The 22,821-nt window shown below is 32.2% G+C and carries 25 protein-coding genes; all 25 read left to right on the top strand.

The features are described 5' to 3' along the window. Positions 1-10: 10 nt before the first annotated feature. The 25 genes from ACSVDH_RS12170 to ACSVDH_RS12050 all read left to right on the top strand — a co-directional run bounded on the left by ACSVDH_RS12170 (position 11) and on the right by ACSVDH_RS12050 (position 22,797). Positions 11-2,530, top strand: a complete 2,520-nt coding sequence (locus tag ACSVDH_RS12170; RefSeq protein WP_439249592.1) for an RNA dependent RNA polymerase — start codon at positions 11-13, stop codon at positions 2,528-2,530. 204 nt (positions 2,531-2,734) lie between these two features. Beyond that, entirely contained in the window at positions 2,735-3,007 is a 273-nt protein-coding gene (locus tag ACSVDH_RS12165) for an HU family DNA-binding protein (protein WP_439249590.1), read from the top strand. A gap of 148 nt (positions 3,008-3,155) precedes the next feature. After that, positions 3,156-4,394 carry a PhoH family protein gene (locus ACSVDH_RS12160; protein ID WP_439249587.1) on the top strand — a complete coding sequence of 413 codons (1,239 nt, stop codon included), beginning with the start codon at positions 3,156-3,158 and terminating at the stop codon, positions 4,392-4,394. Between the two features lie 155 nt (positions 4,395-4,549). Next, on the top strand, positions 4,550-4,735 hold the full coding sequence (locus ACSVDH_RS12155) for a YonK family protein (protein WP_439249586.1): 186 nt from the start codon (positions 4,550-4,552) through the stop codon (positions 4,733-4,735). Positions 4,736-4,743: 8 nt separating this feature from the next. Further along, entirely contained in the window at positions 4,744-5,925 is a 1,182-nt protein-coding gene (locus ACSVDH_RS12150) for a hypothetical protein (protein WP_439249585.1), read from the top strand. Positions 5,926-5,994: 69 nt separating this feature from the next. Then, a complete protein-coding gene (locus ACSVDH_RS12145) occupies positions 5,995-6,579 on the top strand; it encodes an ATP-dependent Clp protease proteolytic subunit (RefSeq protein WP_439249584.1) in 585 nt (194 codons plus the stop codon). A 12-nt stretch (positions 6,580-6,591) separates the two neighbouring features. Continuing rightward, positions 6,592-6,924, top strand: a complete 333-nt coding sequence (locus ACSVDH_RS12140; protein WP_439249583.1) for a hypothetical protein — start codon at positions 6,592-6,594, stop codon at positions 6,922-6,924. 171 nt (positions 6,925-7,095) lie between these two features. Continuing rightward, positions 7,096-7,983, top strand: coding sequence for a YonG family phage-derived protein (locus ACSVDH_RS12135; RefSeq protein ID WP_439249582.1), 888 nt, complete (start codon positions 7,096-7,098; stop codon positions 7,981-7,983). Then, the gene (locus ACSVDH_RS12130; RefSeq protein WP_439249581.1) at positions 7,970-9,754 is read left to right on the top strand and encodes a terminase large subunit domain-containing protein; all 1,785 of its coding nucleotides are present in this window, start codon (positions 7,970-7,972) and stop codon (positions 9,752-9,754) included. Before ACSVDH_RS12135 ends, ACSVDH_RS12130 begins: the two co-directional genes overlap by 14 nt. A 48-nt stretch (positions 9,755-9,802) precedes the next feature. Further along, positions 9,803-11,332 (top strand): hypothetical protein, encoded by a 1,530-nt coding sequence (locus ACSVDH_RS12125; RefSeq protein ID WP_439249580.1) that lies wholly within the window; start codon positions 9,803-9,805, stop codon positions 11,330-11,332. Between the two features lie 195 nt (positions 11,333-11,527). Then, positions 11,528-12,982, top strand: coding sequence for a DUF8531 domain-containing protein (locus ACSVDH_RS12120; protein WP_439249579.1), 1,455 nt, complete (start codon positions 11,528-11,530; stop codon positions 12,980-12,982). 50 nt (positions 12,983-13,032) lie between these two features. Further along, entirely contained in the window at positions 13,033-13,503 is a 471-nt protein-coding gene (locus tag ACSVDH_RS12115; RefSeq protein ID WP_439249578.1) for a hypothetical protein, read from the top strand. A gap of 38 nt (positions 13,504-13,541) precedes the next feature. Next, entirely contained in the window at positions 13,542-14,507 is a 966-nt protein-coding gene (locus ACSVDH_RS12110) for a YonB family capsid-like protein (RefSeq protein WP_439249577.1), read from the top strand. Positions 14,508-14,579: 72 nt separating this feature from the next. Further along, positions 14,580-15,023: a hypothetical protein gene (locus tag ACSVDH_RS12105; RefSeq protein WP_439249576.1), complete on the top strand. Its 444-nt coding sequence runs from the start codon at positions 14,580-14,582 to the stop codon at positions 15,021-15,023. 13 nt (positions 15,024-15,036) lie between these two features. Continuing rightward, positions 15,037-15,456, top strand: coding sequence for a hypothetical protein (locus ACSVDH_RS12100; protein ID WP_439249575.1), 420 nt, complete (start codon positions 15,037-15,039; stop codon positions 15,454-15,456). 2 nt (positions 15,457-15,458) lie between these two features. After that, complete coding sequence (locus ACSVDH_RS12095) at positions 15,459-15,755, top strand: hypothetical protein (protein ID WP_439249574.1); 297 nt, start codon at positions 15,459-15,461, stop codon at positions 15,753-15,755. 1 nt (position 15,756) lies between these two features. Continuing rightward, the gene (locus ACSVDH_RS12090) at positions 15,757-16,398 is read left to right on the top strand and encodes a hypothetical protein (RefSeq protein WP_439249573.1); all 642 of its coding nucleotides are present in this window, start codon (positions 15,757-15,759) and stop codon (positions 16,396-16,398) included. A gap of 3 nt (positions 16,399-16,401) precedes the next feature. Beyond that, positions 16,402-16,878, top strand: coding sequence for a YomW family phage-derived protein (locus tag ACSVDH_RS12085; protein ID WP_439249572.1), 477 nt, complete (start codon positions 16,402-16,404; stop codon positions 16,876-16,878). Beyond that, on the top strand, positions 16,878-17,603 hold the full coding sequence (locus ACSVDH_RS12080; protein ID WP_439249571.1) for a YomV family phage-derived protein: 726 nt from the start codon (positions 16,878-16,880) through the stop codon (positions 17,601-17,603). The genes ACSVDH_RS12085 and ACSVDH_RS12080 overlap by 1 nt, the downstream gene beginning before the upstream one ends. Positions 17,604-17,647: 44 nt before the next feature. Continuing rightward, positions 17,648-18,379, top strand: coding sequence for a YomU family phage tail tube protein (locus ACSVDH_RS12075; protein WP_439249570.1), 732 nt, complete (start codon positions 17,648-17,650; stop codon positions 18,377-18,379). A gap of 170 nt (positions 18,380-18,549) precedes the next feature. After that, positions 18,550-19,659, top strand: coding sequence for a DUF7487 domain-containing protein (locus tag ACSVDH_RS12070; RefSeq protein ID WP_439249569.1), 1,110 nt, complete (start codon positions 18,550-18,552; stop codon positions 19,657-19,659). A gap of 187 nt (positions 19,660-19,846) precedes the next feature. Next, on the top strand, positions 19,847-20,362 hold the full coding sequence (locus tag ACSVDH_RS12065; protein WP_439249568.1) for a YomO family phage-derived protein: 516 nt from the start codon (positions 19,847-19,849) through the stop codon (positions 20,360-20,362). A gap of 16 nt (positions 20,363-20,378) precedes the next feature. After that, a complete protein-coding gene (locus ACSVDH_RS12060; RefSeq protein ID WP_439249567.1) occupies positions 20,379-20,798 on the top strand; it encodes a YomN family phage-derived protein in 420 nt (139 codons plus the stop codon). 33 nt (positions 20,799-20,831) lie between these two features. After that, on the top strand, positions 20,832-21,863 hold the full coding sequence (locus ACSVDH_RS12055) for a tyrosine-type recombinase/integrase (protein ID WP_439249566.1): 1,032 nt from the start codon (positions 20,832-20,834) through the stop codon (positions 21,861-21,863). Positions 21,864-22,101: 238 nt separating this feature from the next. Then, complete coding sequence (locus ACSVDH_RS12050; RefSeq protein WP_439249565.1) at positions 22,102-22,797, top strand: hypothetical protein; 696 nt, start codon at positions 22,102-22,104, stop codon at positions 22,795-22,797. Positions 22,798-22,821 lie beyond the last annotated feature (24 nt).

The raw sequence follows: 22,821 nt of genomic DNA, 5'->3' as shown, positions 1-22,821 counted from the left end.
GGATGAATGAATGGTAAAAGGACTAGATAGTCAGATTTACATTTATTCTGTAGATACTTCAGCATTCTATAATGAAACTGAGCAAAAAATTCATAAAAAATTACTGAGGTCGTATCGCTACAGAGACTACTTAAAGAATGATAAAGAAACTCACAATGAACGCAAGAAATATATCAGTGAGCGCATTGTAAAACTTAAGAATAAACTATACGAAGCATTTAGCAAAAACTCCGAAATACGAACATTAAGAGAAGATGCCCTAAGAGATAATAATGTGATTTCTTTATTTGATTCTGTATTAACTAGAACACTGAGTATAAAAGAAAGCTCATTATCTGACGACATCATTGTTGTCCAAACTTATTATTTTCAAATACTGGAAGATATTATAAAAAGTGGATTTGTCTATAAAAACGAAAAGTACAGTTATTTCACATCTTCTGCTGGACAAATAAGGACTAAAAAATCAGTCTTTATCCGAGATGCAACCTTCAATAAACACAAAGAGTCATTAACATGTGGTTTAAGCGTTGAAGATATTAATCGTCAAGGAGGAGTAAATGTAAACAAATATCAAGCGTATTTGGCATTATCGAATAGTGCAACCACTCACTGGAGAACATTTGATATCAATAAAGCCATAGTTGTTCCTGATTTAGAAACTAAGGTTTATAGTCTAGTTGATCATATAGATCACAATACATATGAGATTACTAGGAAGGAAATGAACATTCCAATTGAGCATACCGACGGGTGTGGCATTATGCTCCCTAAAGTTAGTGATAAGTCTTTTATGGTTAGATTACCTTGGATCAAAGGCTTATTAGTACCCTTCCCTTTTGATATGTTTGCAGAAGAGAATAATTCTCATATTATTAAAGATATTTACGGTAAGGAATGGGATATAAAAAAGGATAATATCGAGATTATTTTCACAAAGTCACAGTTTAAAATGTATAAATACTATTCTGACTGGCAAGATTATAAAGATAAATTTATCAAGTATAACTGTCAAGCCGCCACTCTTAATGAGGAGGACACTTCGGGAGATGCTAAATTAAATTACCAGATGTTGCAAACTCTTTCCAATATTTCAGATGAGGAACTTGATAAGTTATGTGAAGATACTTCAAAAGATATTATTAGCATTGGCACTGAAAAAGGCACAATGTTGAGGGTTCTTGGCGCAACTGAGACCAATTTAAATAAAAATAGTTTGCAAAAAGCTTTGCTAATGTATCCTCCTTTACTTCAGGATGCTCACTCAAAAGAAGTAATTAAAGATAAGAAAAAATCATTAGTTAAAGATGCTAGAAGTGGTAAATTAAACGTTAATGGTAAATACACATTTATCGTTCCTGATCTTTATGCTTTTTGCGAAAAACTCTTTCTTAATAGGGAACCACAAGGATTATTGTCTAATGGTGAGTGCTACTGTACCCTATATGATCCAGTAAAATTAGACATCCTAAGATCACCTCATCTATATCGAGAACATGCAATTAGAAAAAATGTAATAGATGAAGAAAAAAGAAAATGGTTTATTACCCAAGGTGTTTATACAAGTATTCATGATACTATTAGTAAGATGCTCCAATTCGACAATGACGGTGATAAAGCGTTAGTCGTTCAGGATGAAACTATTGTTGAAGTTGCAGAGCGTAATATGGAAGGTATTGTTCCTCTCTATTATGAAATGGCAAAAGCAGAAGCTCAAGAGATAAATCATGAGAATATTTATAATAGTTTAGTTTTGGCGTATAAGGCAAACATTGGAGAAGTATCAAATAACATCACTAAGATATGGAATAGCGACAATATTGATTTGGACGTTATCAAATGGTTGTGTATGGAGAATAATTTTGTAATTGATTTTGCTAAAACACTATATATGCCAACTAGACCTGAACATGTAGATAAGATTATCTCAAAATACATAAAATCAAAAGTTCCTCATTTCTTTATTAATGCTAAAGATAAAGATGAAGGAAGAGTTGAGCCGATTAATAACAGCACAGTGAATCGTCTAGAAAGTATTATCCCTAATAAGAGAATTAGCTTTAAAAAAATTGTAGAAAAGTTTGACTACAAGATGATAATGAGAAATAAACGTGTTAAACCTGATGATGATATCATTAAAGCTTACATTAGATTGGATAGAAGTAAGAGTTGGTTAATGAATCAAAATAAAGAAGACACTGGAAAGAATGATAAGTTATACATATACAGGTTGATCAGAGCTGAACTGCTTGCGATTAACAATAATGAAGAATATGTTACTGATGTATTAGTTAAGTATCTTTTTTTTCAAAAGAATAGTAAATACAAGACTACACTTTGGAATACTTTTGGAGATGTGATTGTTAATAATCTTAAATTGAATTTAGAAGGATATGTTGAATGTGAAGATTGCGGAGTTGAAATTGAACATCCAAAACAAAGACAGGTAAGATGCGATGTCTGTCAAAGTAAAAGAGATAAAGAGAATGCTAGACTCAGAAAACAAAAACAAAGAAGAATGTCACGGTGAGTTGCACAACTATTTTTCTTGCAATCTTTTGTAATCGTTGGTAGACAAGGGTTTGAGAGGTGTCTTACACCTTTATCGTTAATGGTCGTTAAAGGAAGAAAGCTAATGTACACGTTTAAGGGTGAGTATCCCCCTATCCCCTATTTATTTCAACGTAAAGTAAATTTAATATACACATAAGGATTCAAAAGGAGGAGTTTTATTATGAATAAAACAGAATTAGTAAGTGCAGTAGCTGGTAAATTAGAGGTCACTAAGAAAGAGGCTGCTGCAATTGTAGACAGTGTTTTTGAAGTTGTATTAGAAGGATTACTTGGAGAAGGTGAAGTAGTTCTTGGTGATTTAGGTAAATTGCAAATTGTGGAAAGAGCAGCCAGAACAGCCAGAAATCCACAAACTGGATCTCCTATTGAAGTACCTGCCAAGAGTGCGCCTAAATTTAAGCCATCTAAAAAACTTAAAGATGCAGTTAAATAAATTAATATAAGTAAATTATACATATTAAATAATAACTTCGAGGGTACCCATCCCCTCCTAATCATAATACAACGTAAGGCAGGTTATCTATACCCCTCGTTTCCTTCCCTGCCTTACCTAACCAATCTTAAAATAAGGGGATTAACTTATGACTAAACGATATGCTTTGGATACGAATCTATTTCTTCGACATGCGGATATTATAAATCATCTTGAAGATTACAATCTGTCAGTCCCCTCGATGATACTTCGTGAACTAGAAAAGTTTGAAAACCTTAAATATCGCTATGGTGAGGAACTAGCTTGGCAAGCAAGAGAAATTCGCAGAGGATTAAAAAGTTCCAAAGATAAAATTTATATTGATTTAAAAGATTATAAATGGGATTTAAATGATGACTATTCATCTGACTACATGGATAACTGTATTTTAAAATACTGCATTGTTACAGGTGACGGATTAATTACATATGATGGACTTTTGTACGAAAAGGCTCTTGAATTAGGAATTGAAGTTATTGATATTGAATCAAAAGTGGAAACTCCTATTGAAGACGATTACTTTGGTTACAAAGAAGTGTCTATGAGTAAGGAGCAATTGGACGATTTCTATAATGGCGTTGCTAAAAATACATTCGGATTAAAAGTTAACGAATACTTAATTGTAAAAGATTCATATTCAGAAGAACATCTAGATGCTTTCCGTTGGGATGGCAAATATTACATGTCCATTGTCAGTAAAAACTTTAAAACGGATATGTTTGGTCAGTTTAAACCAATGGATATTTATCAACGATGTGCTTTAGACAGTTTACATATTAATAAGATTTCAATGATAAAAGGTAAGCCAGGCACAGGAAAATCGGTAATTGGATTCAATTACGCAATGCATCAATTGGAAAAGAATAAGATTGATAAAATTATATTCTTTGTGAATCCAACATTGGCTAAGAATGCACAGGCGCTTGGTTTTTACACCGGTGATAAAGATCAGAAATTACTTCAAAGTTCCGTTGGTAACATGTTAACAAGTAAATTCGGAAACAAGAGTCATGTAGAAGCAATGATTCAAAGAGAGCAAATTGTTTTGCTTCCTTTTGGCGATATTCGAGGCTTCGATACTACTGGAATGAATGCAATTGTATATGTTATCGAAGCGCAAAACCTAGACAAAGAATTGCTTAAATTAGGCATTCAACGTCTTGGATTTGACAGCAAAATGATTATAGATGGAGATTTCACAGCACAGGTAGACAGTCGTGCTTATGAAGGTAAAAACAATGGTATGCGTAGAGCAAGTGAAGTTTTCCGCGGTGAATCATATTATGGAGAAGTTGAATTACCGATTATTTATCGTTCGGAAATGGCTGCAAAAGCTGAAGAAATGTAAGTATGGCAAAAAACTATACTTACCCAAGCAACGTTCTACTCTCACAAATGAATTTAATATAACGAGTTAACGGTTACGTTGCTCAGAAACACTCTTCTAATTATTTAGAAGAGTGCATTTTTGTTTTTTAGGAGATTAAAAGGAGGAGATTTAAAATGGCAAGCAAAAAGGTGAATCAAGTAAACTTAAAGGGTATCTTTGATATGGACGTTATGGAAGTAACTGAACAAACTAAAGAAACAGAGCTTGTTTATGATTTCAAGGAAATTTTGTCAGACTTTAATGGTAAAACTGTTTCAATTACTATTAAAGAAGAAAATGAACTTCCTATCAAAGAGTAGGTGATTGAATGACAACTTCAATTATCCATCGTCAGGAAAATGAGTCATTCATGGAGTACCATATTCGATTGTTTGATCGAAAAGATGAATATGGCATTGATAAATTCGAGATTGCTGCTTTACTAAATAAAGAGTTTGGTAGTTCATATGATGAATCTAAGTGGCGTAAAGATTATGCTCAGTATCTCAAGTGGAAAGATTTCATTATCTCTAATAATTTAGATGATGAAATTGTACGTAAACATGAAGAGATAAAGATTGACGCTGAAAAGGAAAAGATTCGTAATCAAGATCAGAAACGTGAATATAAGAAAATGATTCGTAACCAAGCTCGATTTGAAAAACTACAGGATGATATTGTTATTGCTGTTAGCCAATTAGAAAAGAAAAAACCTCTTACCTTCTCCCCTTCTGCTGAAAAAGGGTTGAGTGAGAAACATGGATTGGCTTTATTTAGTGATTGGCACTATGGTATGGAAGTTAACAATACATTAAATAAATTTAATAAACAAGTGTTTAATGAACGTGTTGCAAAATTAGTTAACAAAATAATTGAGAATGGCAAACGAAATAAAATTTCTACATTACATGTTGCCAATCTTGGCGATATGGTTTCCGGTATCATTCACGTTTCAACAAGAGTCCAGTCCAATGAGGACATCATTGAACAAACTAAATATGTTTCTGAAACACTTGCTGAAGTATTGTCTAAATTGGCCAATGAGTTTGAAACAATTAAATATTACAATGTTATTGGTAATCATGGTCGAACAGGACATAAAAGTGATGTTGGTCTAAAGGAAAACTTTGAATATTTAATTCCTTGGTTCCTAGAGGCTAGACTTAAAGACTTCAATAATATTGACATTGTAACTGATCAAGATGGATATATTGCTGCAAAAATATTCGATGAAGATGTAATTTATGTTCACGGAAACTTTGATAGAGTTGATCAATGTGTAACTAAGTTACCTCAAATACTTGGATTTGTGCCAAGTTATATTATCGGTGGTCATATACATCATCACTATGAGAAAGAACATGGTAAGACTACCGTCATAGTCAATAATAGTTTAATTGGGGCTGACGATCATTCTACACAAGGTAGGTACGGTGGGAAACCAGGTCAGAAATTTATTGTATTTGACGAAAATGACGGTCTCGAATGTACATATAATATTAAATTATAAAAAAATTATACATAATTATAGGTATGATTACTTCGGTAATTCGATGCCTCCACAATAGGAGGTTTACATATGTCAGAAATGAGTTACGTATACCCTGATCGTTTCCTGGAGGAAATGAAAATTAATTCTGCAATGAGAGACAGACGAATTTTCATTAGCGAAGAAGTTGACAGGGAATCAATGTTTAAGGCTTGTTATTTATTAGATAGACTTGTTTATATTGATAAGCAAGAAGGAACAAAAAAAGACATTGAGATTGTTTTAGATTCATATGGTGGACATTGTTATCACGGCCTAGCGCTAATTTCTAAAATGATTTCTATGCGTGAGAACGGATATAGAATTATCACTACTGTTAACTCTGTAGCTATGTCAATGGGATTCATGATACTTTTGTGTGGCTCATTTAGACAAGGGCTAAGGCATTCTCGTATCATGTGTCATCAACCTTCTTCTGCTACTTGGGGTACATTGCAAGAACAAATTGAATCCGTTGAAGAAACAAATGCTATTTGGGACAGAATGAAAGAATTGATAACTAAATATACAAAGATTACTTATGAACAGTTAGAAGATATTACAAAGCGTAAATACGACTGGTTCATGTGGAGTGAAGAAGCACTTGAATTAGGCGTAATCGATAAGGTTATATAGGAGGTAATGAGCATGGAAGAACAAAACAAAGAAGAGATTTTAGAACTTGATCCTGAGCAATTGGAAGAATTATTGGGTGGTTCTGATGATAAACTACCTCCTATTGAGATCCCTATGGAATTTTATGATGCAGATGAGTTTCATCGAGGTATTGAAGATACTTCACATTTAGCAGGAGTGATTACTGCGCTACTTAATACAGGTGTTGATCAAGGTTTTGTACTTGATTATTTGTTGAATAAGCAAACAATTGAACACAATCTTGAGACTGCTCGAATTACCAAAGAGATGAATATTGAAATTGCAAAGCATCAGAAATTATCTGCTGAGAAACAAGAATTATAAAGATAAATTTAACTTGTTTATAGTGAATTGATTTAATCAATTTTATCTATATCCCCTATTCTTCCTCAAGAATCTTTTTATAAGAGTCAATAGCCGGTTCTCCCCTTCCCTACTATTGACTCTTAGATAAAGGATTTTTGGATAACTCATTTTATGAAAGGAGTGTGAGTTATGACTAATTCAAACAAAAAAGTTTGTCTTAAATGTACTAAAGAAAAAAGTAAAACTGAATTTTACCAATCATATAGTGAATGGCACGGTGACGGTAAAATTCCTTATTGTAAAACATGTTTAAAAGAAAAATTAAATGAAGAAAATGAAACAACAATAAAAGAAATATTGCGTGTCATAGATAGACCATATAAAAAAGATGCATGGCAAACAGCACTATCCAATGATAAGGAAACATTGGGCATTTACCTTAAAGATTTAGCTCTAAATTATAAGTATGAAAATTACGATAATAGCGATTTTCATAAAGATAATAATGTCGGTAGTACATTGAGTGAATTTAGCAATGAAGAGCAAAACATATCCCAAGAAGATATAGATTATATGATGAAATTTTGGGGCAGAGGATTTAATCTGAATGATTACATATGGCTACAAAATGAATTCGAAGATTTTATAAATAGATATGAATGTGATTCTAAGGGAATGGAACTCTTAATAAAACAAATCTGCTTGACTGAGTTAGACATAGAAAAACGCAGAGAAAATGGAGAAAAAGTTGATCAACAGTTAAAAACTCTACAAGACTTACTTGGCTCTAGTAATTTAAAACCCGTTCAAGAAACTGGAGCAAATGCCGTTGAACAAGAATCGTTCGGTACTTTAATTAAGAAGTTTGAGAATGAAAAACCTGTTCCTGAACCAGACGAAAAGTGGAAAGATGTTGACGGTATTGGAAAATACATAAAAGTATGGTTTCTTGGCCATTTAGCTAGAATGGTTGGGTTAGAGAATCCTTATCAAAAAGAATATGATGAGGAAGTTAAAAAATATAAAATTGAACTTGATGGTATTGACGAAGAGGATGATGAAAATGGCATCCTTTAACAATTTCCAAGTAGATAGAAATAAAGCAACTAAAGGAATTAATATATTTAATAAAGGTAAAAATCATCGAAAACCTCAATCTAAATCAGAAAGGCTCATGGATGGCATCGGAATATGGGCTTCATTCTATAGAGCAAACCCACATAGATTTGTTAGAGATTATCTAGGTATTAATTTGAAATTGTTCCAGCAAGTATTATTATTCGCAATGATGCATTTCAATTACTTTTTATATACGGCTGCCAGGGGACAAGGAAAAACTTTTCTCACAGCAATTTTTTGTGTTGTTAGATGCATTCTTTTTCCTCAAACAAAAATCATAGTGGCATCGGGTGTTAAATCACAAGCTAGAGAAGTAATTGAGAAGATAGATGATATGCGGAAAAGCAGTCCAAATTTAGCCAGAGAGATTAGTGAGTTAAAAACAGGGACTAATGATGCCAAAGTAGACTTTCATAACGGAAGTTGGATAAAGATCGTAGCTTCCAATGACAATGCAAGAAGTAAAAGATCAAATGTTCTTATCGTTGATGAATTTCGAATGGTTGACTTAAATGTAATTAATTCAGTTTTGCGTAAATTTCAAACTGCACCAAGACAACCTAAATACCTAGATAAACCCGAATATTCCCATTTGCAAGAACGTAACAAGGAGCTCTATCTATCCTCTGCATGGTATAAAAGTCATCACTCATGGGATAAGTTTAAAGCATTTTTTGATGCGATGGTTAAAGGAAAATCTTATTTCGTATGTGGAATCCCCTACTATATCTCCATTAAAGAAGGACTACTGATGGAAGATCAAGTTAAAGATGAAATGTCGGAATCGAATTTTGATCCTATAAGTTGGTCAATTGAGATGGAATGCTTATTTTTTGGTGAATCTGAAAAGGCATTTTTTAAATTTGAAGATTTACAGAAAAACAGAAAGTTAGGAAAAGCATACTACCCAAAAGAAATAACAGACCTAATAAATGATAAGAGCATACTCATTCCTAAAAAAGATAAAGATGAGATACGTCTAATATCTGCCGATATAGCTACAATGAGAGGAAATCAGAATGACGCTTCTGCTTTCTTTGTGGCCAGAATGATACCTACGAATAAAGGATACGAAAGACAAGTCATCTATTCTGAGTCTATAGAAGGCGGACATACTGGCGTTCAAGCGCTAAGAATTAGACAGTTATTTTACGACTTTGATTGCGACTATATTGTTCTTGACACTCAAAACGCAGGTATTGGCGTTTATGATCAATTAACAGAAACACAATATGATTCTGAACGTGGAACAGAATATGAGCCATTATCTTGTATAAATGACGAAAGACTTGCTGAAAGATGCGTTTATTCAAATGCACCTAAAGTTGTGTATAGTATTAGGGCAACACCTCAAATGAACAGTGAAATAGCTGTATCATTTAAGGACGCTCTTAGAAGAAATAAAATAAAACTTCTTATTCCAGAAAATGAATCCGAAGAGATACTAAAGAAAATTAAAGGATTCGATAAACTCCCAGAGGATGTAAAAGTAAACTTCAGATTGCCTTACATTCAAACAACTTTACTAATTAATGAGATGATGAATCTTGAAGGTGAAATTTCTGATACAGGTTTAGTAAAACTTAAGGAACAAGGATCAAGTAGAAAAGATAGATATTCTAGTTTAAGTTATCTAAATTATATTGCCAACGAAATTGAAAGAAAGTTAAAGAAAAATGATGATGGAGATATTTCTGACTACCTATTCTTCATGCAGTCAGGATTCTAACACAAGTAAATTTATTATTCATTATCATTATAAGAAAGGAGGAAGCTAATGTCAACTGATAATAAATCTACCTCCCCTACTCCATCTGATGATTTCTCACAATGGTTGGAAGTGGCAGGATTAACAGACTATATAACTCAGTACGGCTCTGGGAGTTCTGTTTCTGATATTAAGTTAACGGATCTCTATAGGTATTTACAAAACCCATATACAAATATTAAAGAAATACAGAAATCAAGTAAATATTTAACAAATAAAAATGGCTTGATCAAAGAACTTCTGAGAACGTTTAAGTCCCTCCCTACTCTTGATTATGTGCTATCTTGGTCTGAAGTTGATGATGAAAAGAAATTGAAAAAGTATGAGCGTAAAGTTCATGATTTCTTAAGGGAGATTGAATTAAAAAACTTCTTACGGGATGCCTATTATGAAATTGGCGAAATGGGTACTATTGTCACTTGTTTAAGAAATAAGAAGTATGTTCAATTTCTTGATTTAGATGATCTTCGTATAAACAAACAACGTAATGGGCGATGGGTTGTAGAATATGACCTCAAATCAATTGAAAGTTATAAAACAGTTAATGACAAGCTATCAATAATTGAGTCTTTACCTGATGAAGTAACTGTTGCAGCGTATAATCTCTATAAAAACAAAGGTGAAGATCATAGATATGTTGAGTTGAAAAATTGTGATGTAATTGCTGCCGACAGTCATAGAAATTTTCCATATGGTTTACCGATTAGCATTGGTGCATGGGGTTCAATTTTACAGAAAGAAATGATTAATCGTGTAGAAAGGTCTGTTGCAGATCGTATAATTAAACAAGTAATAATACTTTATGCATCTACCTTAGATCCAGAAGGAACTAAACCTGTACCAAAAGAAGTCATAACTGCTTATTTCAATGAAGTAAGCAAACTAATGCAAAAGAAAGACGGTATAAATCAACGTGGCAATGATACGAGTGGGACAGGGACTATTGCCCTTCCACATTTCTTTAAACTTGAAACATTAAAGGTTGATACCGAAATGTTTAAACAAGAACTATATGAAAAGATTGATAATGACATATTCATGAACTTGGGAGTCAGTCCAGCGCTAATATACGGTGGAGGTACTAGTGGAAACTTTAGTTCAGCCACTTTAAACAGTCAAAAATTCTTCAGATATGTATTTACACTTTTGGAGAAGTTCGAAGTGCTGATTAATAGGTACATAAAGCAAATTCTTCCAAACAGTGTTTCATGTGAATTAGTATTCTCTAAAACTACAATGTTAGACAGAGATAAGCATATTGATCAGCTAAAAGAATTGTACATGCAGACAGGAGCTTCTAAGTTCTGGTTGGAAGCAGTGACAGGTTTACCTTATGAAAATGTAATTAGCCAAGTTGAATATGAGCGCAAAATTCTTAAAACAGAATCAATTTTATACCCTGCTGCAAATGCGTTTACTCAATCAGGAAACGATGATAAAGGAACTGGAAGACCTGGCGTAGATAATCCAGAAAATCCGAATACACTAAAGTCAAAAAATTCAGGTGGTAACAACAACCCAAAACCATCTAATGCCTAAAAAGGAGTTGATACTAATGAAAGGATACTCTCCTGCTAAATTAGAGGCTTCATCAACCAAACCATCTATATCACTAGAATTAGGAATGATTGACAAGTGTTCTTGTGACGGTTGTAAAAATAAAAAATGTTCATGTGATTGTCATAAGTAAATTAAACACTGATGCTATCCTTCTCTTTTAAGGAGGTGAAATTATTGACAGAGAAATTATCCATTAAACCTAAAATAATGGAACTGAATAACAGTAATGATATTTACATGACGTTAAATATTTGCATCCTCTCTAATGATGTTAACTACAATAAAGCACAATTTTTAGATGATTTCATTGACGGTGTAATTGACAATAAAGAAACTTATATAGGCATTCCTTTTGTTGTAAATCGTGAGAAATTGGAAAGTGCTGATTATGAAAACTTAACACACGAACTAAAAGATGGTGAGTTATTAACTGATCAGATTGGTAGTTTCGTAGACTTCTGGAAAGAAGAAATAGATGATGCTAATTGTTTAATGGGTTCTATAAGAGTCATGAAGCGTTTTCCAAATACATGTAAAGCAATTGTCGAGCTATATGAGAATGAGGATTTGGAAACCAGTTGTGAGGTTCTTATAAATTCATATGAAGAAGTAACTGATGATGGAGTTAGAAAAATTGGATATTACGAAGGTAAAAATCAATTAATTGGCTCTGCTATAGTAACTAGCCCTGCTGAGTACAGAGCAAAAGCTACTTTACTAGTTGCTGAAGCATATAAGAAAGATACTGAACAAAAGGAGGTTGATACTGTGGATAATGCTGAAGTTTTCAACAAAGGTCATGAGATAAAGTATCATGGTCAATTTGAAACTGCTTCATTAAAATTTAGTGAAGTAAGTAATCAAATTTATAATAAACTCAATCCAATTAATGCTAAAACAAATGGTCGCCAATATAACTACTACATTCGTGATCTGTATACTGACTATGTTATTGCTGAAGATTGGGATGATTATGAGGTATTATACAAGATTCCATACACTATTGAAAATGACGAAGTTTTAATTTCATCTAAAGAACAATGGCAAAAAGGAACACTTGGATTTATACCTGATAATAATACTGAATTAGCTTCTCTTCTATCTGATAAAGAAAAAGAGTTAAGTGAAATTCAAGAACAACTTACTAAAGCAAAGGAGGAGCTTGAAACAATGGATCAAACAAAAACTAAAGAAGTGCAAGAATTAGAGGCTAAAATTGGAGAATTAGAAGGCAAGGTTAATGAATTAAGCGAACTATTAGTTTCTGAAAAAGAAGTTAAAACAGAATTAGAAGGTAAAGTTTCTGAACTTAGTGCTAAAGTTGAAGAATTAGAACCTTTCAAAGCACAGGTAGAAAAAGCTGAAAAAGATGCTAAAGTTGCTGAGTTAAGTTCTAAGTATTCTAAGTTATTGTCAGAAGACACTTTTAAATCTGAAGAAGTTCAAAATGCTATCCAAGAATTAAATGCTCAACATTTAAATGAGATTGTTGTTGCTGAAATCGCTAAAGAAAAAACAACAGTTGAAACTGCTTCTAAAAAAGAAGATGAAACAGTAACTATCGTTGCAAGCAAGCAAGAAGATTTAATCTCAAAAAACATTATGCAAAAATATGGTTTCGAAGCTTAATAACTTCACAAATAAATTAATTATACATAAAAACAGGAGGAATTATTAATATGGGACAATACGGTATTGCACGTTTAGACTTAATGAAAGGTCACGCTTACCACTATAATTTTGATGCAGCAATTGAGAATGGAGTATTAGCAGAAATTAATTTTGCAACTGGTAAAATTGCAGCTACAACTGACGCAACTAAAAAGCAAGTACTAGTAGCTTCTGTTGCTAATTTATATGATTCAGTAGATGAGTCTGATTTCCGTAATGAAGTTGGAGGTATGCAAGCACGTACATATGAGTTTGAAAGAGGAGATATCTTCACTACTACTCAAATTGATTTTACTGGAGATCGTGCTAACTTCGGTGCGGTTACTGTAGGTGACTTCGCTTACGCAAAAGTTGGAGGTAAATTCACTGTTGCTTCTACTTTCCCTGGAACTACTCCACCAGCACAAAAATTCCGAGTTATCGAGAAAACACAATTAAACGGAAAAGACGCTATCGTACTTCAAGTTGAAGTAGCGTAATTAACACAAATAAATTAAACTTACGGAGGAATAATTAAATGGATAAAAATAAAGTTTTAGAATTATGTATGGATGTTAGAAATAACACTTCTTCAGTTGAAGGTCAAACTCCTGAACAACGTAAAAAAGAAATGGTTGAGCTTTTCAGTGTTCTTTTGAAAGATTATGATCGTAACAAAGTTGAAATTAACGCTATCATCAAAGAAAACGTAAATGAAGCATTGAAAGTTAAAGTGGGTGACGCTCTTTCAGTTATCGCTGATGTTTCTTATGTTGGTCATGGAGAAAAGAAAGAATACAACGTTCGTAATGGTCGTTTAAAAGTTGAATATGTTGCTTTAGGTTCTGAAATTCGCAGACAAAAAATTTACAAACAAAAAATTACTGCTCAACCGAAAGCTCTAGGCGCTGCTGTTTACGCTGAGTGGGATGATGTTCTTGCTGGTCGTGCAGAATCTTTTACTGAAATGATTGATGAAATCGCAGAAGCAATCAATGCTGAAGTTATGAAAACTATCCAAACAACTTTTGTTGCTGGTATGGGTTCTGCTCCTGCTGCTAACAAATATTCTGGTGCTTTCTCTCTAGCTCAAGTACGCAACGTTGCAAATACTGTATCTGCTTATGGTCGTCCAGTAATTGTTGGTACTTCTGTTGCATTAGCTAACATTACTTCTGATTCTGGTTTCAAATCAGCTATGTCTGATGCAATGAAAGATGCATTTAACCGTGACGGTTTCATCGGTACATGGGAAGGTAAGGCACTTGTTCAATTGCCAAATACTTTCACTGATGAAAAGAATACTACTTGGGTATTAGATAACAACTTAATTTATGTATTACCTGTTAATGCAGATAAGCCAGTAAAAGTAACTTTCGAAGGTGGAGCAGAAATGCTTGAAAAACAAAGTTACGATGATGGTTCAATTGAGAAAAAGACTTTACAAAAAGTTGGCGTTAACGTACTTCAAGTACATAACCTTGGTTTAGTTACAATCGTTTAATAGATAAAATTATTATAATGAAGGAGTCTTTATAGACTCCTTATTTTTTATGAATACAAGGAGGATTTAACAATGGGAAAACAAGTTAAAGTCGTTAACAACATTCATAGTGGATTAGGGTTTTATCTAAATCCTACCCCTGAATCATTTAGATTGCTACCAAAACAGGGTTCGTTCCTTAAAATTGATGAAGAAGAAATTGATTATATTCATATTAATCAAGAGATTATTCAAAAGGGTATGCTTTGGATTGACGACAAAGATGTCCGTGTCAAACTTGGGCTAGAAACTGAGACTGGTGAAAAAACTAACTTAAATGTTGTTCGAAATGAAGAAATTGTTGAGTTGATTCAGGGCAATTATAAAAAACTTGAAAAAACACTTAATGAGATTACTGAAGACGCAATTGTTCAACAATTTGTAGAAGTGGCCAGAGAATTGCAAGTTGATAGTAAAGCTAAGATTGACATTATCGAGAAAAAGTCAAAAATGAAAATTTACGAAGATGAAGAATAAGTAGGTGGACGACATGACCACTTACGATGAAATTTATTCTCGCTTTTTAGGTAAAATTGAGGACTATGAAATTAAAGAAAAACTTCAATTAGAATATGAATTTGCTTTGGAATTATTATTGGATTTTTTGAAATCGGCAATACCTAAATTCACCTATTCAACCAAAAATCTGTCTGACAGAGATGATACGTTGTCACGGTTCAACTTTGAATTAAACGAAATGGAAAAAGAAATCTTATCTACATTTATGGTTGTTGAATACCTTTCCCCTAAAATATTGAGAGACGAATATCTAGAAGATAGATTGGGTTCAAAAGATTTTCGCTCCTTCTCACCTGCAAACCAATTAAAAGAATTAAGAGAATTGAGACAATCGTTTAAAAGTGAAGCCAACTCATTAATGATTGAGTATTACTATAGACAAGGTGTATAACTATGGAATTGACAAAAGAATACGTAAAATCATTAAAAGACAAATTCTATAAATTGCTATGCCTCTTTGAAGAAAGAAATACTGGCTTAACTCAATATATTGACTCATTAAACTATGAAATTTACGGTTTGCAATATTTAGTTGATAAGGATAAAACTCAGTCAGTCATAAGTTTAATTTGTATACTTGAACATTTTTACGATGATAGTTTGCATCCAGAAGTTGATTTGAAAGTAATTAGGCGTGAAATATTTCATTGTATGGATTTAATTGAAAAAACTTTTGGAGTAGGCGATTGATATGGATGCTATAGATAAATATATAAATCGTTTAGATGGTAAAGGAACTGATCCAACTGCTGCTTCAATTAATAAGTCTAAAAGAATACAAAATGATAAATTCACATCTTCCCCTTCTTTCACTATAGTTAAAGTCAATGGTGTCGATACTGATTCAATAATCAATAATGAAACTAAATATGATGAAAAACTCATTCACTTCAGACCAGACACAATTGTTAATATTGGTTCTGTAGTTGAATATAAAGCAGAAAAATATTTATTGCTAACTTTTTTCGATGATCCAATTTATCCAAAAGGTAAATTAAAGTTATGCAACTCAATCTACACTCTTCCTGGTACAGCATCTAGAACTCAAACAGGAGTCAATGATTTTGGTGAACCAATATACGAGCATTCTGAAGGCACTCCCACCCTTCTTCCTTGTATAGCAGAAACTTCTATTCTTTCAGACGACACTAATGAGGCCATTAACCTTCCAGAAGGAACTATGCAAATAACTATTCCTTTCACTGAACATGCAGACTTAGTTGAAGGTAAAGAATTCACTATGTACGGCACTCAGTATCAAATTATAGGGATTGATTATACAAAATCCTTTAATGGTGTTGGCTTGTTAGTTATTAAAGGAAAGAAGGTGTAGTGAATGAGTAGATTAGCAGAAAACTTGGTTGATATTTTTAAAGTTGTAGGCAACGATGAGGATTTATTGAGATTAACTTATTACAAAGATAATCCGTTAGATCCCAATAAGTCTAATGTGAAGGACTTACCTGATTTCTATGAGATTAGAAAAGAACGAATAATTAGAGCGCCTAAGACCGATGACATTTCGACTAAGGAATTATGTAGGATTTGTATGTATTTTGGGAATGGTTCAAACACTTCAAATGAACGTGTGGATGACCAAGATATAGTTATCGATGTCTATACTCATATTGATACATTTGAATTAAATGAAGCAAGGTCGCTTAAAATAATCGACAAATTAAATAAATTAATCACATTCCAGCACATTACTGGAGTAGGTAAGATAAGATCTTCTAGAAGGTATATAATCGGCAATCCTCCAAACGGATACATTGGTTACAAAGTTACCTATACTTTTGGAAGTGGTAAGTGATGAAAAATAATCCTGAGTTCTATATCTTAGGTGAACCGATTGAAACTGAAATAGGTAAATGTGAGTTTATTAAAGTTAAAGACTTCCCCGATTATTTTCAAGAACTGCAATTTATGTCTATGAGTAAAGAGGAAATCGCTTATCAATATTCCAAGTTAAATAAAAAAGGTGAAATAGATGAGCTTATTCAACGGATAAAAAGTTGTCCGTCTATTTACGAAGTAGTAACAAATATTGATGAGTTATTTGAGCTCTCACAGGCATATATGAAAGTGTTTTTAAGAGTATTTGAAGAGGAGTCAATTTCTAAAATTACAAAAGAAAACTTTGACGAACTTAGAAAACTTATCTTAACAATGAATTGTCAAAAAGAAGACAAAATAAATCCAAATCCTGAAATTCAACGTGCTCTAGAAAGAAGTCGTAGAGTTAAACAACAAGAATCAGAAAATCTTACATTCTCTGATATTGTGACAAGCATTGTCGGATTCAATGGGTTAACCTATGAAAACATTAAAGAAATGACAGTGTATCAACTCTATATGACTTTTTATCGGATAGCTCAAATTAAAGGATATGACACTTCTACCCTCTTTGCGACTGTTTCAACTGAAAAGATAAATATTGAAAGTTGGAGCAAACACATAGAGATGTTTGAAGAAGAAAAACATACCATTTCCCATGAAGCGTTTAAGAGAACTACAGGAAAAGTTGTAAGCGAATAGGTATTCTATTCTTTATTTTATAATTATATAGGAGGAATTTTTTAATGAAACTTTTAGTTATTGATACTGCTGACGTAGTAATGAAAAGAAAAAGAGATGGCCATATTTTCATTACAGCAGAAGCACAATTAAGCTCCATCTCAGGTACACTCGGAATAAATGAAAAGATATACGGAGGAATCGGGAATAAAGCCCTAGCCGTAATGAAAGGACAAAAAGAGGTAACTTCTACTCTTCGTAACGCTTTCTACGACACAGAATTCCTTGCTTTAACTCAAGGTGTTGCAGTTGAAGAAGATGGTTCTGCTACTGTTTACAAAACTGAAAAAGGTTTAACTGTTGCTGACAATGCTGGTGCATTAGAAATTACAATTAGCGATACTTCTGTAACGACTGTTCATGTTCGTAATGCTAAAGGCGCAGTAGAATCTGCTACTGCTGCTTCAGGTAAAGTTACTGTTCCAACTGGTCATGCTGTTGCTGGAGAACTTGTTTCTGCAACTTACCAAAAGTCTGTAACTGGTGATATCGTTGAGTTGGATTCAGAGAAATTCGCTGAAGCATACACTTTAGAATTTCACACACTCGCCTACGACCCGGATACTAATGCGGTTATTAAAGACATTTACATTCAATTAGACCACGTTGTTCCAATGGATGAGTTTGAATTATCATTAGAAAACGGTACAGCAGTAGCTCCAGAAGTAAACTTTGAGTGTCTTGCTGCACCGAACTCTACTCAAATTGGCCGTATTATTGAAGTAGACAGAGTATAATAAAAGTAAATTTATTATAATTTCATCTTTACACAAATAAATTAATCATGTATAATCAAATTATGGATAGGTTAAAGGTCGCTCCTTTAACTGAAAAGGAGGTCTATCCCACTTCCCTTCCATATTTTTTTTAATAAGGGGTAAATAAAACATTAGGGATGATGTTGTAAATGTTAATTAATGAAACTATTGAAATAGAACTTAATGGTAAAAAAGTAAAGCACTATGAATCTTTAGGGTATGATATTCCAAAAAAGAAAGATAAGAATTATAGGATGACAGTTCCAAAGGGAACTAAACTTTTGGTTAAAATTGATGATCTTCCTAGCAAATCTCATGAATTAGTTCCCTATCAATGTGATTATTGTCTAGAAAAAGGTCTAAAACCATATAAAGACATAGCAAGAGGAAGAAAAATTGTTAATAAGGACTGTTGTGAAAATTGCATACCTTTGAAGAAAAGAGATATTAGTTTAATAAAACACGGTGTAGAACACACGACTCAATTAGAATCAACCAAAATAAAAATGAGAGAAACAAATTTAAAAGTTCGAGGCTTCGAATACCCTAGTCAAAGTCCAGAAGTTAGAGAAAAAGTAGTAAGTACTTTCCTCGATAAATATGGAGAAACCAATCCTATGAAAAATGAAGTAGTCAAGGATAAAATTAGACTGACAAATATTAAACGGTACGGGACTCCAAGCCCATTGCAAAATGAGGATATTAAAAATAAAGCAATGCAGACGTATTTAATTAGATACGGTGTTGATAATCCTCAAAAGAATAAAGAAATTAGAGAGAAAACCATGAAAACAATGAATGAACGAGGTAGAATAGCTACTAGTTTACAACAAAGATACATTCATAGTTTAATAGGCGGAGAAATTAACTATTTATTTAACACTTCTATATTAGATATTGCATTACTTGAAGAAAAAATATACGTTGAATATGATGGAAGTGGTCATTGGCTATCAATTGTGCATGGTGAACTTACAGAAAAAGAATTTGAACTCAAGGAAATTAAAAGATCATACGCTATGCAAAGTAAAGGTTGGAAAGAAATAAGAATAATATCAAAAAAAGATAAAATTCCTTCCGATGAAAAAATATTTGAAATGATTGAATTTGCAAAAGAGTATTTGAACAAAGGTAGACACTATATAAAATTTGATATTGATGAAGAAATGGTAAGAACAAGTCAGTTCGAAAAACCTTATGATTTTGGCAAACTAAGAAAAGTTAAAAAGCAAGATGATCTAATGACAAAAATAAATTAAATTTATTTTACATATTATTTAGAATGCGCAACTAAATAATATATCACCAGAGTAGGGTTTATTCCCTGCTCTATTTTTTTAACTTAATAAAATTCTGATTTTAATCAAATATTTAATCAAGATATAGGTATATAAATAAATTATACATCTATATGTTGTGTTAAAAGGATACAAAAGGAGGATTACTATGAACAAGAAATTAACAATGGGAATTATTAAGGAAGACAATAAACGTTATAAAGAATACTTAACCATAGATGTAGACGTAAACGGTGAAAATCATGAAGTTAAAATTTATCCCTACTTTGCTCCTGAGAAAGTGGCAAAGTTACGTGATGACTTTATTGAATTTATTAGAAATACCAAAAAAGAAAAAGTTGAAGTTGATGACAACGAATGGTCAGATATAATCGGTTATTTTATAATTAAGCATTTCACTGATATTGCAATGACAACAAGTAAAAAAGCGAAGACAATTTATGCCGAATATAAGCAAGTAATCAATAGTACAGTCACAGAATTTATTCTAAAGCAATTTCCAGTGGAATCAATCTTATATGTACATGACAAAATTAATGAGATTTCTGAGATGGAAGAAAAATTAATTGGTCGAATTAAAAATGTTCAAAAGGAAATTAAAGATTTGGATTTAGAGAATAAAGATATTTTACTAGGTAAGAAGAAACAAATTCCAGAAGTGTAAATGGAGTTGAAATTAGATGGCATTTAAAAGTATTTCAGATTTAGCCAAACATTTTAACAAGAATCAATTGAAAAAAGCACTACAAGAAGATGTTGCTAAAGTTGCTCGAAACACATTGAAAGAACATGTTATTGAAGATGTATATGATGCTTATGATTCCAATTATCAGAGAACTGGTGGATTACTACAAGATGAAAACATCGAAACTAAAATGGAAGATGACGCCACTTTAAGCATTAGATCGACAAGACATGAAGGTAACCGAGATATAGCAGCAGTAATTGAATATGGTGAAAATTATAGTTATCCAGGATTAGATGAAATCATTGGAGAACGTCCCTTCCATGCTGAAACTGCTAAAGAGTTAGATGAAAAAGGATTAGCAAAGAAAGCACTTGCTGATGGATTGAAGAAGCAAGGAATAAAAGTTGAATAAAAACAAAATAAATATAAGGTGGTGAATGTTTTTTTGGGTAAGATTATAAAAGTTAAATACTTTACTGCTGAAAAGAAAGCACTTATCTCGAATGAAAATAAAAAGTTATATGATAAATATCTTAAGAGTTCTATCATCAAGAATAAGGATGTAAAAGAAACTACATATAAAGTTTATCAGAATTATATGGATCACTTTTTAGTCTATTTAGCTGAAGAGTGGGAAAATATATCCCTCTATAGTGAAGAGTTTATGGAGAATGCCGTAGACATTATGGAAGGTTATATTGGATTTTGCCAAGAAGTACTCTTCAATAATAAAAAAGTAATTAATACAAAAATCAGTACAGTTAGTTCCTTTTTCTTGTGGAGTTTAAAACGTGGGTTAATTGATCGTCATCCTTTTGATAAGAAACTTGAACGTATGAAAGGTGCAATGGATGAGAAAATTAAAGATTCTTATTTCTTGACTGAGGAACAAGTTGAACAAATTCAAGAAGGTTTACTTGATGAGAAGAAATTTGATTTTCAAGACCGATTAATTTGGAACATTGCATTAGACTCTGCAAATAGAATAGGAGCTATTTCTAAACTTACGCTATCTTCTCTTGACTTAGATAATATGGTATTTGAAAACATAAGAGAAAAACGTGGAAAATTAGTTGAAGTGGCCTTTGAAGAAGAAACAAAAGAGTTAATTGAACAATGGTTAGAAATGAGAAAAGAAATGGATAACTTGGAAATCGATTCTTTCTTTATCACAAGGTACGCAGGACAATGGAAACCTATGAGTTATAGTTCTCTTCAGGAACGTGTTAGAAAGATTGGTAAAATTGTAGGAATTGATGATTTTTATTTCCATACAATCCGTAAAACTAAATTAAATTTACTTTATGAACAAACCGGTAACATTGATATGGTAGCTGAATGGGCGAACCACAACAGTATAGAAACTTCAAAAAAGCATTATATAAAGCCAAAATCAAAAGCTCAATTAAGAAGAGAAATGCGTGAATTAATTAAAAAGAATAAAGATGACAAGAAAAACAAGAAGGACGAAGAATAAAATATCCGTAAATTATAGGGAGATATCCCCTTATCTCCCCTGTCTCCTTTCATAATTAGAAAAAGCCATTCGAACAATTGAATGTCTCTTTGTATTTATGAAATTTTTATAAATAAATTTATCATTTTTAATTGACTTTTAACATAAATTATATTATAATTAAGAAAACAAATTATAAATATCTCCACACTTGGTAAATATGATACAATATACATAAATTTACCAAGGAGTGATTGTAATGAAAGTTCCTCGAAAATTATTTTTCATTTCAATGTCGATCTCATTTTTAATGAGTATTGTTTTTATAATATTTGATATTCAAGCAATCGGTTGGTTTCTAATGTTACTGTCCGTTGCATTCTTTATATTGGGAACTCGAAAAGAAATAGCAAGTCCTAAAGAAATTAAAAAATCTTTTATAGATGAAATATTAAAATATCAAGATAAACATGAAATTAAGTTTGATAAAACATACTTTTCTGAATCTAATAAAATGAACATTTCATTTTCGCATGATGAAGAATTAATTTATATTTTTAATAACTCCCCTTCCCTATCTGTTAAAGTGATTGATTATAAAGATATTGCTGAGAGCCACTTGGTCGAAAACGGGGATACAATCACCAAAACCTCTAGAACTAGTCAAATTAGTGGGGTATTAGTTGGAGGAATGTTAGCAGGAACTGGCGGTGCTATTGTAGGTGCTCTAAGTGGGAAGAAAAAGTCATCTTCTGCTATTAGAGACTTAGAATTAAAAATTGTCGTTAATGATCTAAATAATCCGGTAATCACCTACCCTATTAAAGATACAGAATTACCATTGGTTAAAAACTCCCCTACTTATAAACAACTATATGATCGTGGATACGAAATTCACAAAATAATATCTTTGATAATTAAGCAGCAAGAAGAAAAACAAAACTCAATAAATTAATACTAATACTCAAGGAGTGTCTAT

The organism is Metabacillus sp. Hm71 (assembly GCF_051842955.2).
In the GTDB taxonomy this organism is placed as follows: Bacteria; Bacillota; Bacilli; order Bacillales; family Bacillaceae; genus Metabacillus.
The sequence above is the reverse complement of the archived record's forward strand: the minus strand, read 5'-3'. Positions and strand labels throughout refer to the sequence as shown.